General features: G+C 53.2%; 13 protein-coding genes. 10 read left to right on the top strand and 3 right to left on the bottom strand.

What is annotated here, in order from left to right; genetic code table 11:
- Nucleotides 1-128 precede the first annotated feature (128 nt).
- The 4 genes from ilvB (at nt 129) to SK3146_RS15370 (ending at nt 3,970) form a co-directional block, all read left to right on the top strand.
- Nucleotides 129-1,871, top strand: coding sequence for a biosynthetic-type acetolactate synthase large subunit (gene ilvB / locus SK3146_RS15385; protein WP_249865852.1), 1,743 nt, complete (start codon nt 129-131; stop codon nt 1,869-1,871).
- Nucleotides 1,868-2,356, top strand: coding sequence for an acetolactate synthase small subunit (gene ilvN / locus SK3146_RS15380; protein WP_249865851.1), 489 nt, complete (start codon nt 1,868-1,870; stop codon nt 2,354-2,356). Before ilvB ends, ilvN begins: the two co-directional genes overlap by 4 nt.
- Nucleotides 2,357-2,546: 190 nt before the next feature.
- Nucleotides 2,547-3,539: a ketol-acid reductoisomerase gene (gene ilvC, locus SK3146_RS15375; RefSeq protein WP_249866312.1), complete on the top strand. Its 993-nt coding sequence runs from the start codon at nt 2,547-2,549 to the stop codon at nt 3,537-3,539.
- A gap of 317 nt (nt 3,540-3,856) precedes the next feature.
- On the top strand, nt 3,857-3,970 hold the full coding sequence (locus SK3146_RS15370; protein ID WP_249865850.1) for a YjcZ family sporulation protein: 114 nt from the start codon (nt 3,857-3,859) through the stop codon (nt 3,968-3,970).
- Between the two features lie 130 nt (nt 3,971-4,100).
- Here SK3146_RS15370 and SK3146_RS15365 read toward each other — a convergent pair whose 3' ends face one another.
- Nucleotides 4,101-5,285, bottom strand: coding sequence for an aminotransferase-like domain-containing protein (locus SK3146_RS15365; RefSeq protein WP_249865849.1), 1,185 nt, complete (start codon nt 5,283-5,285; stop codon nt 4,101-4,103).
- 187 nt (nt 5,286-5,472) lie between these two features.
- Here SK3146_RS15365 and SK3146_RS15360 point away from each other — a divergent pair, with 187 nt between their 5' ends.
- From SK3146_RS15360 to SK3146_RS15335, 6 genes are all read left to right on the top strand, one after another.
- The gene (locus SK3146_RS15360) at nt 5,473-5,700 is read left to right on the top strand and encodes a spore germination protein (protein WP_249865848.1); all 228 of its coding nucleotides are present in this window, start codon (nt 5,473-5,475) and stop codon (nt 5,698-5,700) included.
- 264 nt (nt 5,701-5,964) lie between these two features.
- Nucleotides 5,965-7,044 (top strand): 3-isopropylmalate dehydrogenase, encoded by a 1,080-nt coding sequence (leuB, locus tag SK3146_RS15355; RefSeq protein ID WP_249865847.1) that lies wholly within the window; start codon nt 5,965-5,967, stop codon nt 7,042-7,044.
- 194 nt (nt 7,045-7,238) lie between these two features.
- Complete coding sequence (locus SK3146_RS15350; protein WP_249865846.1) at nt 7,239-7,787, top strand: peroxiredoxin; 549 nt, start codon at nt 7,239-7,241, stop codon at nt 7,785-7,787.
- 97 nt (nt 7,788-7,884) lie between these two features.
- Nucleotides 7,885-8,268 (top strand): glycine cleavage system protein GcvH, encoded by a 384-nt coding sequence (gene gcvH / locus SK3146_RS15345; RefSeq protein WP_249865845.1) that lies wholly within the window; start codon nt 7,885-7,887, stop codon nt 8,266-8,268.
- 550 nt (nt 8,269-8,818) lie between these two features.
- The gene (locus SK3146_RS15340) at nt 8,819-9,547 is read left to right on the top strand and encodes a bactofilin (protein ID WP_249865844.1); all 729 of its coding nucleotides are present in this window, start codon (nt 8,819-8,821) and stop codon (nt 9,545-9,547) included.
- A complete protein-coding gene (locus SK3146_RS15335) occupies nt 9,528-11,084 on the top strand; it encodes an MDR family MFS transporter (protein WP_249865843.1) in 1,557 nt (518 codons plus the stop codon). Before SK3146_RS15340 ends, SK3146_RS15335 begins: the two co-directional genes overlap by 20 nt.
- 195 nt (nt 11,085-11,279) lie before the next feature.
- Here the strand turns inward: SK3146_RS15335 and SK3146_RS15330 are convergent, their stop codons facing one another.
- A complete protein-coding gene (locus tag SK3146_RS15330) occupies nt 11,280-13,241 on the bottom strand; it encodes a glycoside hydrolase family 15 protein (protein WP_249865842.1) in 1,962 nt (653 codons plus the stop codon).
- Between the two features lie 389 nt (nt 13,242-13,630).
- Nucleotides 13,631-13,843: a KTSC domain-containing protein gene (locus SK3146_RS15325; protein ID WP_249865841.1), complete on the bottom strand. Its 213-nt coding sequence runs from the start codon at nt 13,841-13,843 to the stop codon at nt 13,631-13,633.
- Between the last annotated feature and the right edge of the window lie 354 nt (nt 13,844-14,197).

Raw genomic sequence — 14,197 nt, 5'->3', positions numbered from 1 at the left:
AAATTCTGGGTGGTACCACGGAGGATTAGACCCCTTTCGTCCCTTCAGACGCATTTGGTTGCGTTTGGGGCGAAAGGGGTTTTTTGGTTATTTAACGTAGTTCCCATTTTTCGAGAGGAGGACAAATCATGATCGTACAAACCACACAAAAGTCAAAAGAACAATTGCATAATGAACTGCTGCAGCCGGATATTATCACAGGGTCGGAAATGCTTCTGCGCAGCTTGTTGCTGGAGGATGTGGATTGCGTCTTCGGTTATCCGGGCGGAGCGGTTTTATATATTTACGATGCGATGCACGGCAATCCGGATTTCAAGCATCTCCTGACTCGTCACGAGCAAGGAGCTATCCATGCGGCGGACGGCTACGCGCGTTCCACAGGGAAGGTTGGCGTCTGTATCGCGACTTCCGGACCTGGAGCGACCAACTTAGTAACGGGTATTGCCACGGCTTATATGGACTCGGTGCCTCTCGTTGTCATCACAGGGAACGTAGCGACATCGGTGATCGGAACCGATGCGTTCCAAGAAGCGGACATTACGGGAATTACGATGCCGATTACGAAGCACAGCTATCTGGTTCGCGACGTAAACGACTTGCCGCGCATCATCAAGGAGGCGTTCCATATCGCTTCGACCGGACGCAAAGGACCGGTATTAATCGATATTCCGAAGGACGTATCGAACGACAAAGCGCCTTATTACTATCCGGAGAAAGTCGAAATTCGCGGCTACAATCCGACCGTTCAGCCGAACAAGCTGCAGGTGGACCGGATGCTCGAAGCTATCGCCGAATCGGAGCGCCCGCTCATTCTGGCCGGGGGCGGCGTCGTATACTCGAACGCAGCCGACGAGCTGCTGGCTTTTGCAGAAAAGACGCGCATCCCGGTTACGACGACGCTTCTCGGTCTGGGCGGATTCCCGAGCGCGCATGAACTGTGGATCGGCATGCCGGGGATGCACGGCGCCTACACGGCTAACAAAGCGCTGCAAAGCTGCGATTTGCTGATCAGCATCGGCGCCCGTTTCGACGATCGGGTGACGATGAAGGTCGACGGCTTCGCGCCGAAAGCGAAGAAGATCGTACACATCGATGTCGATCCGGCCGAAATCGGCAAAATTATCGAAGCGACGATTCCTTGCGTCGGCGATGTCAAAGCGGTGCTGCAGCAGGCGCTGCAAAAAGCGAAACCGGCTCAATCCGAAGAATGGATCAAGCTCGTTCAAGAGAACAAGCGGAATCATCCGCTTCGCTATAAAGATTCCGAGACCGAGTTGAAGCCGCAATACGTCATTGAAATGATCCATGAAACGACGAAAGGCGAAGCGATCGTATCGACGGACGTAGGCCAGCATCAGATGTGGGCGGCGCAGTATTACAAATTCAACCATCCGCGTTCGTTTATCACCTCCGGCGGGCTCGGCACGATGGGCTTCGGCTTCCCGTCCGCGATCGGAGCGCAGGTGGCGCATCCGGACCGCTTGGTCGTATCGATCAACGGAGACGGCGGCATGCAGATGTGTTCGCAGGAGCTTGCGATCTGCGCCATTAACAACATTCCTGTAAAAATTGCCGTCATCAATAACCAGGTGCTGGGCATGGTGCGTCAATGGCAGGAAATCATCTATGACAACCGTTACAGCCATATCGACCTGGCCGGCAGCCCGGATTTTGTGAAATTGGCGGAAGCCTACGGCGTCAAGGGCCTCAGAGCGACGAACAAGGAGGAAGCCCGCCGCGCATGGCAGGAAGCGCTGGACACCCCAGGTCCGGTACTCGTCGAATTCGTGGTTCGCAAAGGAGAGAATGTGTATCCGATGGTTACACAAGGCTCGACGGTAGATGAAATGATAATGGGGGATTCGGAATGACTTACAAACATACCATTTCCGTATTAGTGAATAATCAGCCCGGCGTTCTGCAGCGCGTATCCGGCTTGTTCGGACGCAGGGGCTTCAATATCGAGAGCATTACGGTCGGCGAGTCCGAGGAATCGGGCTTGTCCCGGATGGTCATCGTCACGACGGGCGACGAGAAAACGCTGGAGCAAGTATCCAAGCAGCTGTACAAGCTGATCGACGTCATTAAGGTCGTCGACCTCAGCTCCAACCCGATGGTGGCGCGCGAGCTGGCCCTGATCAAAGTGAGCGCCGAGCCAAGCGCGCGTCCTGAGATTCTCGGCGTTGTCGAGACGTTCCGCGCCGCGATCGTGGACATCGGGCCTTCCTCGCTGATCGTGCAGGTTGTCGGCGATTCCGAGAAAATCGACGCGATGGTCGAGCTGCTGAAGCCTTACGGCATCCGCGAGCTGTCGAGAACCGGCGTTACCGCAATGATTCGGGGTTCAGTGAAATAGTTTCGCACTTTATTGCTTTACATGAATGAATATTAATCGGTTAAAACTACTCTGTGAGTGGGGGATGGAACGGATCGCGAAGCAAGATAGCTGCCGGCGGTCCCCCGAGCTCGCCGATATCGCGTCAGCCCGGCCGTCCGCTGCATCGCCCACTCACAGGGTTTTTAAATTAAAGGAGGAGCTATTATCCATGGCAGTTACTACTTTTTATGAAAAAGATGCTGATCTCAACGTATTAAGAGGAAAAACAATCGCAATCATCGGTTACGGAAGCCAAGGCCACGCACAAGCGCAAAACTTGCGTGACAGCGGTCTGAAAGTAATCGTCGGTCTTCGCCAAGGTAAATCCTTTGAGCAAGCGAAAAACGACGGTTTCGAAGTATTCTCCGTTGCAGAAGCTACAAAATTGGCTGATGTGGTACAAATCCTTATGCCGGATGAAACGCAAGCCAGCGTATACCATAACGAAATCGAACCGAACCTGAAACAAGGCGCAACGATCATGTTCTCCCACGGTTTCAACGTTCATTTCGGTCAAATCAACCCGTCCGCAGACAAAGACGTTTTGCTGGTAGCTCCTAAATCCCCGGGCCACATGGTTCGCCGCGTATACGTAGAAGGCTTCGGCGTGCCTGGTCTGATCGCGATTCACCAAAATGCGACTGGCAAAGCGCAAGAAATCGGCTTGGCTTATGCTAAAGGGATCGGCTGCACACGCGCAGGCGTTATCGAAACGTCCTTCCGCGAAGAAACCGAAACCGACTTGTTCGGCGAGCAAGCCGTTCTTTGCGGCGGCGCATCCGCATTGGTTAAAGCAGGCTTCGAAACTTTGGTTGAAGCCGGCTACGCTCCGGAAATGGCTTACTTCGAGTGCTTGCACGAGCTGAAATTGATCGTTGACCTGATGTATGAAGGCGGATTGGCTACGATGAGACATTCCATCTCCAACACGGCTGAATACGGCGACTATGTAACAGGTCCTCGCATCATTACGGAAGAAACGAAGAAAGCGATGAAAGAAGTGCTTTCCGATATCCAACAAGGTAAATTCGCTCGCGACTTTATCTTGGAAAACCAATCCGGCCGCGCTTTCTTGACCGCGACTCGCCGTCTGGAATCCGAGCATCCGCTTGAGCAAGTAGGTTCCCAGTTGCGTGAAATGATGCACTGGATCAAGAAGTAATATCGATGCGGTAACCGCCTGCCTCAGATGGGCAGGTTCCCCGCGCGAATCTGCCGCGGCAGCGTAATGCTGATCTAACCGCTGCGGCAAGAGGAACGCCTCCCTGACCATGCCTTCGAGCATGGCGGAGAGGCGTTTTTCGTGCGCATCGGGTGAGAGGCGAGGCGGCTAGGGCGGGTCATCTATCGAGGTTCGGCCAATAGGGTATCGGCTAATGGAAGATCTGGGGAAACGCCCTATTCCTTGGAGAGCCCACTCGTTACGATCCCTAACCACATACCATACATCATATCCTTTAAGAAGGGAGGATGAGATCTATGGGATACGGATTAGGAGGAGTTGGCTGCAGTTGTGGCGGCGTGTTTACTAGCACGGGCGTTATTCTGGTTCTGTTCATTTTGTTGGTAATCGTCTCCAGAGCTTGGATCTAACAGAGCGAAGACGACGGCCATGAGATCTCGTTCTTGTAACCATACCAGCAAAAAAAAGAGCAGTCTCCGTCTGGAGGCTGCTCTTTTCCTATACTCGGGGATTTCCGTGAACGACGCGGTCTCCTAAAAGCTACAGCACTTTGCGAATAGCCCGATTCAAACGTTCGATGCCCTCAATCATTTGTTGGCTGTCGGTATGAGTGAAATTGAGCCGCATCGTATTATACTGCGGCTCTGTTGCGAAGAAGCTGACGCCGGGCACGAAAGCGACGCCTTCTTGTACAGCCAGCTTCAGCAGCTCTTCAGTATTGATGCGCTCCGGCATCTCCAGCCAGATGAACATGCCGCCCTTAGGCTCAATCCAGCGGGTATCCGGCCAATCCTGCTGCTTCAGCAGCTCGACCATCTGCCGCATCCGGCCTTCGTATTCTCTGCGAACCAGATCAATATGACCGTAAAGATCGAAGTGCAGGAACAGCTGATGCAGCGCCTGCTGATCCATCGAACTGGAGTGCAGATCGGCCGCTTGCTTGGCGCGTGTCATATGCACGATGAGCTGCGGGTCTCCGATGATCCAGCCCGTGCGCAATGCGGGTGCGACGATTTTGGAGAAGGTGCTCGTATAGACGACGCAGCCGCCCGGATGCTCGTCCAGCGAGAAGAGCGACGGCATCGCTTCTCCTCCGCCGAAACGCAGCTCGCCGTAAGGATCGTCCTCGAGGATAAGCACATTGCTGCGCTTGCACAGCTCCAGCGTCCCTTGGCGCCGCTCCAGGCTCCATACTTTGCCCGACGGGTTGGAGAAGGTCGGAATGACATAGATCATCTTCGGGTTATGCCGCTTGATTTTGGCTTCCAGATCGGATAAAATCATGCCCTCGTCATCGCAGTCTACGGAAATGATGTTCGCTTTGCGGGATTGGAAAATTTGAATCGCCGCCAGATAGGTTGGCCGCTCCACGAGAATAATGTCGCCCGGGTCGATATAGACGCGTGTGAGCAGATCGATCGCTTGCTGGGAACCGGTTGTAAGCAGCATTTCGTCGATACCGACGCGGATATTTTTGCGTTCCAGGTGTTTGGCGATATCCTCGCGAAGCGGGGTAAAGCCCTCGGTCAAGCCGTACTGCAGTACCTGCTTGCCTTCGTCAAATACGCGGGCAAAGGCATCTTTTACCGCCTCGATGGGGAAGTATTGCTCGTTTGGCAAACCTCCGGCGAGCGAAATGATGGATTTGCCCTGAGTCAGCTTCAAGATTTCACGAACGGCGGATGACTTGAAGCTTTCGATCGTATCGGAGAATCGATAGTTCATAACATAAGCTCCTTTTGACTTTTGACTAAACACAATGGAATAGAGGGTGGGTACATACGAATCATTGTAATCCTTTGCTCATTAGAAAACAATATAAGGCATGGGTAGAAGAACGGCAGTAGCGTTTGGGCGAAAACCCCATACAATGTACTAGGGAGCAAAATTATGACGGGAGAGGTATGCAGCGATGCCTTCAATTGTCGGGAATCTGAAAATCAACAGCGTAAGCCAAGGCTCTAATGTGCAAATCGGAGATACCGCCTTTGTCGCATTGTCCAGTTCCTCCAAAAACTATGGCGGGGCAGCCGCATTTTCGCCGGGCGACTCCTTCGGAGCCGTAGCGAATAACCAAGCAAGCAGCACGAACACATTGGACCCGGATGTGGTGGACGGTTCCAGCGCAACGGTGGTGTAAAGGAAACGGAAGGGCGCCGGAACAAGATCAGGCAAGCCGCGAATGGAAGCAGGCAGGCATATAGGTTCTCTTAATAGCTCATCTTCCAGGAGAGGGCTATTAAGGAGGACTATTTTGCATTGTCCAGCCTATTCGAAGGGCCGGGAACGAACGTTTCGTATGGTTATAGGCGTTCCCTATGACAATGATAGCTTTTATATCTTTGTCATACAGGGTTAAATGTGGTACAAAAGATATAATACCTAAATTGTAGGAGTGAACCTAATGGCAGACGTAAAAAAAATCGCCGTAATCGCCGGGGACGGAATCGGACCCGAGGTTATCGCTGAAGCGGAAAAAGTATTGAAAAAAACCGAAGAGGTATTCGGATACGGTTTTGAAACCGAGCACGGCTTGTTCGGCGGTATCGCCATCGACGAGAAAGGAACGCCGCTTCCGCAGGAAACGCTGGATCTGTGTAAAAAAGCGGATGCCGTCCTGCTGGGCGCTGTAGGCGGACCGAAATGGGACAATAACTCGAAAGAGCTTCGTCCGGAAACCGGTCTTCTCGGCATCCGCAAGGCGCTGGGCTTGTTCTCGAACATTCGTCCGGCTGTTATCTTCGACTGTCTGAAAGACGCTTCCACGCTGAAGCCGGAAGTGCTGGAAGGCACGGATCTGATCGTTGTTCGCGAATTGACCGGCGGCATCTATTTCGGCGAGAAGCTCCGCCGCGAAGGCGCACACGGAGAAGAAGCCGTCGATACTTGCGTATACAACGTGCAGGAAGTAGAGCGCATCGTCCGTCAAGCGTTCGAAATTGCCCGCACCCGCCGCAAGAAGCTGGCTTCCGTCGATAAAGCCAACGTGCTTGAGACTTCCCGCTTATGGAGAGAAACGGTGAACCGCATCGCTCCGGATTATCCGGATGTAGAGCTGGAGCATGTACTGGTCGACAACTGCGCGATGCAATTGCTGCGCCGTCCGTCCAGCTTCGACGTTATCGTAACCGAGAACATGTTCGGAGACATTCTGAGCGACGAAGCGGCTATGCTGACAGGATCGATCGGTATGCTGTCGTCCGCATCGCTCGGCGAAGGCGCCTTCGGATTGTACGAGCCGGTGCACGGTTCCGCTCCGGACATCGCGGGTCAAGGCGTAGCGAATCCGATCGCGACGATTCTTTCCGTCGCTTTGATGTTCCGCCTCACGTTCGGCTACCACGATGCGGCTGAAGCTATCGAGCGCGCGGTGAAGGAAGTGCTCGACGCAGGCCACCGCACGGGCGACATCGCCGTCGATAAGAGCAAAGCTATCGGCACAACGGCTATGGGCGATTTGATTGTGAACGCAATTAGAAAATAATCGGCTGACTGGCAGCCGTCATGAGAAGACTCTTCCATCCGTCGAGGGTGGTCAAGAGTCTTTCTCCATTGGCGGCCTGTGTTCAGTTAATTATAATTATTATAAAATAAGAATTGTTATAATCTTGACTTTCGATTTGTCGAATGATACGATTTTACATGTAAATGACAAGTATTAAGGGAGGATATAAGCAGATGGCAGAACGTTTGGTAGGCAAACAAGCACCGGATTTTACAATGGAAACGGCAAGCGGCAACGGCCAAGATTTCGGCAAAGTTTCCTTGTCCGATTATAAAGGCAAATGGTTGGTATTGTTCTTCTATCCGCTTGATTTCACCTTTGTATGCCCGACGGAAATTACCGCTTTGAGCGGAGCGTATGAAGATTTCAAAAAATTGAACACGGAAGTGCTCGGCGTATCCACCGACAGCATTCATTCCCACCGCGCATGGATCAATACTCCGATCGAGCATAACGGCTTGGGTAAATTAAGCTTCCCGCTGGCTTCCGACTTGACTAAGAAAGTAGCGCGCGATTACGGCGTGCTGATCGAAGAAGAAGGCGTCGCTCTTCGCGGTTTGTTCATCATCAATCCGGAAGGCGAATTGAAATATCAAGTAGTAAATCATAACGACGTAGGCCGCAGCGTAGAAGAAACGTTCCGCGTACTGGAAGCATTGCAATCCGGCGGTCTGTGCCCGATGAACTGGAAGAAAGGCGACAGCCATCTGGTTGCGAAATAATACCGGGTTCTTATCGAACAGGAATTTTTAAAACTCCCTTTAGTCTGCTATACTTGCAGCTAGAGGGATTTTATTTATGAGGCAGGAGGAAGGGCTAGTGGATATAAGGGAGCATTTGAAATACAGCGAAAATCACGAATGGGTTCGCGTGGAGGGAAACCGGGCAATCGTCGGGATGACCGATTTTGCCCAGGAAGAGCTCGGGATGATCGTCTTCGCGGAGCTTCCGGAAGTAGGGGACGAGTTGAAGGCGGGAGAGCCGTTCGGCAGCATGGAATCGGTGAAAACCGTCTCGGAAATGTATGCCCCGCTGTCGGGAAAGGTGATCGATATTAACCGTTCGCTGCAGAATAACCCGGGGGCGATCAATATGTCGCCGTATGACGGCGGATGGATGATTGTGCTCGAAATATCCGATTCGTCGGAGCTGGACCGGTTGTGGGATGCGGCCAAGTATGAAGCAACCTACGGGCACGAATAAAGGTCGGCGGCATAATAATGGGCGTATCGCCCAAGGGATGCAGCATGGAAAAAGCTCTGAAATGGAGCTTTTTATTTTTTTATTTACAACGTAACAGTGTTATGTTACACTAAATTCCATCGAAAGATGATCACTGATTATATATTTGCAAACAAGCGATGGGAATGCTGCCATAAAGCTGTCAGTAGGGATCGTTTATAATCCGTTTATAAAGAAAATGTCGCGGCAGCGCCGGAATGAGGATGAAGGAAGGGGGCGGAAGTATAAGTTGCCGCAATCGGGAGTGTGAAGAGAGAGAGTTAACGAAGACGAATCGCCAAATAAGATGAAGACAACCGCATTGGATCTGAAAAATGAATTATCGAGGAACAAGGAGCGCCCCGGCTTCGTATGAATGAATAACGAAACATTGTTTTGTTATTGGAATGGCGAGTGAAAGTCCTATAGGAGATCGAACGACGTCACCGCAGAAGAAAGTCGTCGTAGTTCACCCCATTTTTAGAAACAATATGACCAGAAGCTTTAGAATCGGATAATGGAGGGATTAACAATGGAAAATGGAAATGAACAGGATTTGGTTATCGCAGGCAGCGGTTCGTCCGGCGGAGGCCGCTTTCGCCAAGTGCGCATCGACGGCTACGGAAAGTTATTGAGCGATATTGATTGCGTGGAGTTTGGGACGAACGGCAAGAGCGAAGTACGCGGGAGCCTTCAAGCCGAGAAGGCCTCGATTAACGGCTCTATCCGCATTCACGGCGCGGTCCGGATTTCAGATACGCTGGAAGTGAACGGCGAAACGAAGATCGACGGCGATGCCGGTTTCCGGCAATTGAAGGGCAAAGGCTCGACAACGGTCGGCGGAAGCCTGAACGGGGAGATCGTTGACGTCGAGGGGGGGATTAACGTAGAAGGAGACTGTGAAGCCGAGACGGTGATAGTGCAGGGCGGGTTCCGGATCGGAGGTTTGCTGAGCGGCGGTATTATCGACGTGACGATGTACTGGCCTTGCCAGGCTGAAGAAATCGGCGGAGAGAAGATTATGGTGCGCAGAAGCGGACTCAAGTCATTTTTGAATCCTTTTCTACCCAAATTCGCCTCCAAGCAGCTAAAAGCCGATACGATCGAGGGCGATGAAATTTATTTGGAGCATACGGTAGCGCAAACCGTTCGCGGCAACCGAATTACGATAGGACCGGGCTGCGTGATTCAAAGGGTCGAATACAAGCATTCGATGGACCGCGACAAGGGGGCCCAAATCAATGAAATCAAGCAGCTCTAATACGAAGCGGCTCGGTTACGTCGTCGCCGGACTGCTGCTCGGCATTCTGATGGCCGCCATGGACAATACGATCGTCGCTACGGCGATGGGAACGATTGTGGCCGATCTGGGAGGACTCGATAAATTCGTCTGGGTTACTTCTGCTTACATGGTCGCCGAAATGGCGGGGATGCCGATATTCGGGAAGCTCTCCGATATGTATGGCCGCAAGCGCTTTTTCATCTTCGGTCTCATCCTCTTTTTACTTGGCTCGATCTTGTGCGGAACGGCCCAGACGATCGTCCAGCTCAGCATTTACCGCGCAATTCAGGGCATCGGGGGCGGGGCGCTCGTGCCGATCGCGTTCACGATTGTCTTCGACGTGTTTCCGCCGGAGAAGCGGGGGAAGATGTCGGGCATGTTCGGGGCCGTCTTCGGTCTATCCAGCATTTTCGGGCCGCTGCTCGGAGCCTATATTACCGATTATATTAACTGGCATTGGGTATTCTATGTGAACATTCCGTTAGGGCTGCTGGCGCTTCTGCTCGTTACGCTTTTTTATAAGGAATCGCTGCAGCATGTCCGGCAAAAAATCGATTGGTGGGGCGCGGCAACGCTGGTCGGCGCCATTGTCTGCCTGATGTTCGGACTGGAGCTCGGCGGCAAGCAGTATGCTTGGGACTCGGCGGAAATGCTCGGGTTGCTCGGAGGATTTATCGCGCTGTTCGCATTGTTTCTATATATAGAAACGAAGGCCAAGGAGCCGATCATTTCGTTTGCGATGTTCCGCAGCCGGCTGTTCGCCATGAGCAATGTCGTCGGATTATTCTACGGAGCGGCCTTTATCGTGGCGACCGTATATATTCCTATCTACGTTCAGGGGGTTATGGGAGGCAGCGCGACCGGTTCCGGTCTCATTCTGCTGCCTATGATGCTGGGGAGCGTCGTCACGGCGCAGCTCGGCGGTTTCCTGGCCGGTTCGGGCAAGCTCAGCTACCGCGACGTCATGCTGATCTTCTCCGTTGTTTTTATCGCCGGAGTCGCCTTGCTCGCTACCCTGACTCCCGAGACGCCGCGGTATTTGCTGACGCTGTATATGGTGCTTGTCGGACTGGGGACGGGCGCATCGTTCTCCGTGCTCGGCATGGCCGTCATGCACAAGTTCGAAGCGGCTCAGCGCGGCTCGGCCAACTCGACGATGGCTTTCCTGCGCTCGCTCGGCATGACTGTCGGCATTACGGTATTCGGCATCATCCAGCGCAATGAGTTCGCCTCCTACCTGGCCGGGACGCTCGGGGCGCAGGCCGGGCAAACCGGCATCAGCCTGGAGGACCCCCGCGCGCTGTTATCGCCGGAGACGAGAAGCGCGATTGCGCCGCAGCTGCTGCAGCCCATCGCTCAAGGCTTGTCCTCTTCCATTGCGCAAACGTTTCTATGGGCGCTGCTTCCGGCGGTGCTGACGCTTGTTTTCATCTGCTGCATGAGCCGGGAAAGGATGGTGCTCGCTCCCGGCGGAGAGCAAGCGAAGCTTGGGGCAAGGCAGCCGTCCGCCCGCTAACTGCAGCGCCGCACTCACGACAAAGCTTGGCATGGCAAGGCGATTAGCCCATGCAAGCTTTGTTTTTGCATACCCGAAGCGGCTTCGAAGCCAAGGCCTCGATTGGCGGGAGGATTTTGAGTTCCAGTGACGGCGCAGCACGGCAAACCCGGCCATAACGGATTCCGTTACGCCAGGTTTGTTCCGGGTGATGCGCTAACCGGCCAGCTTTTTAAACTTCTCCATATATTTGACGACGGCAAGCACGTAGGTCGCATGCGACCAGGTCAGCGGCGCTACGGAAACGGGGCTGCCGTCGAACGGGTCCAGCTGCTCTGGCAATATGCCGCTCTCCATGGCGTGCTTGACGACCCATTCGAGCGTCCGCCGCGGCGATTCCAGATCGGTTAACGTCTTGGCGCACTCGATTTCCCACTCGGCGATCCAGAGCGTACAGATGATCCACGGGTTGCCGGGGATTTTCTCGATATCCGAGGAACGCTGGAAATAATAATCGTGATAATAACGGGCTACGCCGCCGACCTCGGTCTGGATCGTAAGCCGATCCCGGTTGGCCTGCATCGTTCGTACGACGCGCTCGTCGTCGGCGGGAAGCACGCCGAATTCGAAGATGCCGTAGACGCTGCTTTCGAAGGTGCGGTCTTTGACCCATTCGCCGTTTTCGAGATAGAGGCCGCGAACGAAGCGCTGTTCGTCCTCATCCCACAGATGCTTCATGATCCCGGCTTTGATTCGCTCGGCGGTATGGCGGTACCGGCTGCTGCGCTCCTCGTCGCCGAACAGGTTGCAGAAGTTGGCGGCGGAGATAAGACCGCCGTAGACGGCGGATGCGGTGAACGTATAAATGCCGTAGCGTTCCTCCCACAGGTCGTAGCTCGGCTTCGGCAGGTTCAAGTCCTGGTCGATATAGCTCGACATGAAGCGGGCGGCCCGGCGGATCAGCGTGCTGTACAGCGATTGCGGAAGCTCAATGTCGCCGTGCTTCAGGAAATCCTGCCATAGCGCGAACAAGACGAGGGCCGTTTCGTCCTCCTGGATCGGCAGCTGCATTTTACCCCCGTGAATATAAGGATGCCAGCTGGAGCCTACAGTACCGTCCGGATTGTATTTATGATGCAGGTATCCTTCCGGGGACAGCGCATTGGCGCAGAAATGGAAGAACGGGGTAATCATGCCTTGGTAGCCGGCCATCGACATCGCGTAGGCGATCAGCGCGCCGTCCCGCGGCCACATATAGCTGTAATGGTCGCGGTTGCTTTGCATGATATCCGAATCGTTGGCCGCGATAATGGCTCCTCCGACATCAGTTTGCGTGCGGACGATCAGCAGGCTCTGCTTGTAGAGAGAGATGACCTCCGGGCTCAAATCGCCGTAATCGCGCTCCGATTTGTTCACCCAGCGCTGCCAGTATACCTTGATCCGGTCTAGCAGCTTGCCGGGCTGGCTTTCCTTCACGTAGGCGTCGAGCTTTTTGACTTCTTCGAGATTTTTGCCGACCGTCATCCAATAATACATCGTCTCGTCCGAATGAGGCGGAACGTGAAGGCGGAAGCTGATCGTGCTGTCTACCGATCCTTGGGCGATCGCGTTGCCCATCAGATGGCCGTCCTCCGCGTCGCGCCAGGTACCTTCGGCATTGTAGAACCGTTTGACTCCGGTCGTATACTGGTAGATGCCTTCGGGTCCCGTGCTGCCGCTGAACATGAAATAGCGGTCTTTTTTATAATGAAACACGGTATGATTCACCGGGTAATAAGCGGCTGTGTCGCCGACTTCGGTTTCGTTGATAACCAAATCTTGATTGAAGAAGACGCGCACCTCGCGGACCGTTTCCCATTGATTGTGAATCTGCACCCGCTTAAGATAAATGTCTTCCCGCTGATGCACCCCGTCGTTGATCAACAAAGTAATGCCCAGGTGAGGGTGAGAAGCGGTCACTTCGGTGATCAGGGAATCTTCCGTATAAGAGAGCTGGAAGTTCCATTCCGGATCATTCAGCCATGAAAACGTGCCGTCGACCCATATGCCCACTCTGCACTGATAGCCGCCTACATGGTTCAATTGTCCGACATAGGGATAATACAAATCTCTCATATAAGTGTGACGGTCTAGGTTGATTAGAAACTTTCCGTTTCCGATGACTAAATGTCTTGGCAATCGATCCACATCCTTTGCGTATCCGAAAGTATACTTCTTCGGCCGGCCGCATAAATCGCGGGCGGCATATTTTCGCCAGTCTTCGCTTGATGTTTTTTTTAGAGTACCTTTTTATACCAAGCCGGTCAATCCCGCAGCCGCTAATGAAAACGGATACCTGGATTCTTTTTTTCGAAAAAATGAAGCAATAAGGTCTGCTTTCTATTATTCTACTATCTCCGCGCGGCAGGAGAACTATACTTCCCGTACCGAGGATTTGCTGGAAAATAAATAAATCTCCACCCGAAAGCGGAGATGGGAGAACCCCGAGAGCAGGTATGCGAATCGTACCGTGACAAAGCCGTTTATGCTGCTTGCTCCGCACGCGGGGAAGCCCCGTTAGGCGAGCTCTACACCTGCTGTCCGGCCGGCTGAAGCTGGCGGGTCAATCTGACTATGATATCGTAGGGATTATCCGATTGCAGCAGTCTTTGGACCTGCTCCTGCCCGACGCCGCTGCAAATCTTCGTTTGTCCAGTATGATATTGGATGTGCATTTGCGAAGATTGATTATCGTAATGCACGAAGGCGATTTGTTTGGAACTGATCGGGATGTATTGCACAAGATCCTCTCCCTTCGACGTATGAATAGCAAAATCCGTAGCAGGTACAAAGAGCGGCACGACAACGGACTTTTGCCGATATAGTCACAGTGTATGCCTGCGCTATGCGATTTAGAATTCGAAGGCTAACAACATTCGCTGCCGCGGCATTCATTAACCCGGTCCTAAGCTCATATTCATTAAGGTACCGTTACATGTTGCGCCAAGGGCGCTGTAACTATACATCCGCTTAAGACGTCCTGCTTATAATTGGTAATATATCGAAGTGCCTTGTTCATAGAAGCCGCCTGCTGTTATAATAGACGATAAGTTATTTGCTCCGGGGCGAGGAAGCAGCGCAACTTTTTGTTCTGT

It is taken from the genome of Paenibacillus konkukensis (genome assembly GCF_023523925.1).
Taxonomy (GTDB): domain Bacteria; phylum Bacillota; class Bacilli; order Paenibacillales; family NBRC-103111; genus Paenibacillus_S; species Paenibacillus_S doosanensis.
The sequence above is the reverse complement of the archived record's forward strand: the minus strand, read 5'-3'. Positions and strand labels throughout refer to the sequence as shown.

Bases quoted from the DNA above. Each gene is read 5' to 3' on its own strand.
- ilvB (WP_249865852.1), top strand. From the start codon at position 129: ATGATCGTACAAACCACACAAAAGTCAAAAGAACAATTGCATAATGAA.
- ilvN (WP_249865851.1), top strand. From the start codon at position 1,868: ATGACTTACAAACATACCATTTCCGTATTAGTGAATAATCAGCCCGGC.
- ilvC (WP_249866312.1), top strand. From the start codon at position 2,547: ATGGCAGTTACTACTTTTTATGAAAAAGATGCTGATCTCAACGTATTA.
- SK3146_RS15370 (WP_249865850.1), top strand. From the start codon at position 3,857: ATGGGATACGGATTAGGAGGAGTTGGCTGCAGTTGTGGCGGCGTGTTT.
- SK3146_RS15365 (WP_249865849.1), bottom strand. From the start codon at position 5,285: ATGAACTATCGATTCTCCGATACGATCGAAAGCTTCAAGTCATCCGCC.
- SK3146_RS15360 (WP_249865848.1), top strand. From the start codon at position 5,473: ATGCCTTCAATTGTCGGGAATCTGAAAATCAACAGCGTAAGCCAAGGC.
- leuB (WP_249865847.1), top strand. From the start codon at position 5,965: ATGGCAGACGTAAAAAAAATCGCCGTAATCGCCGGGGACGGAATCGGA.
- SK3146_RS15350 (WP_249865846.1), top strand. From the start codon at position 7,239: ATGGCAGAACGTTTGGTAGGCAAACAAGCACCGGATTTTACAATGGAA.
- SK3146_RS15340 (WP_249865844.1), top strand. From the start codon at position 8,819: ATGGAAAATGGAAATGAACAGGATTTGGTTATCGCAGGCAGCGGTTCG.
- SK3146_RS15335 (WP_249865843.1), top strand. From the start codon at position 9,528: ATGAAATCAAGCAGCTCTAATACGAAGCGGCTCGGTTACGTCGTCGCC.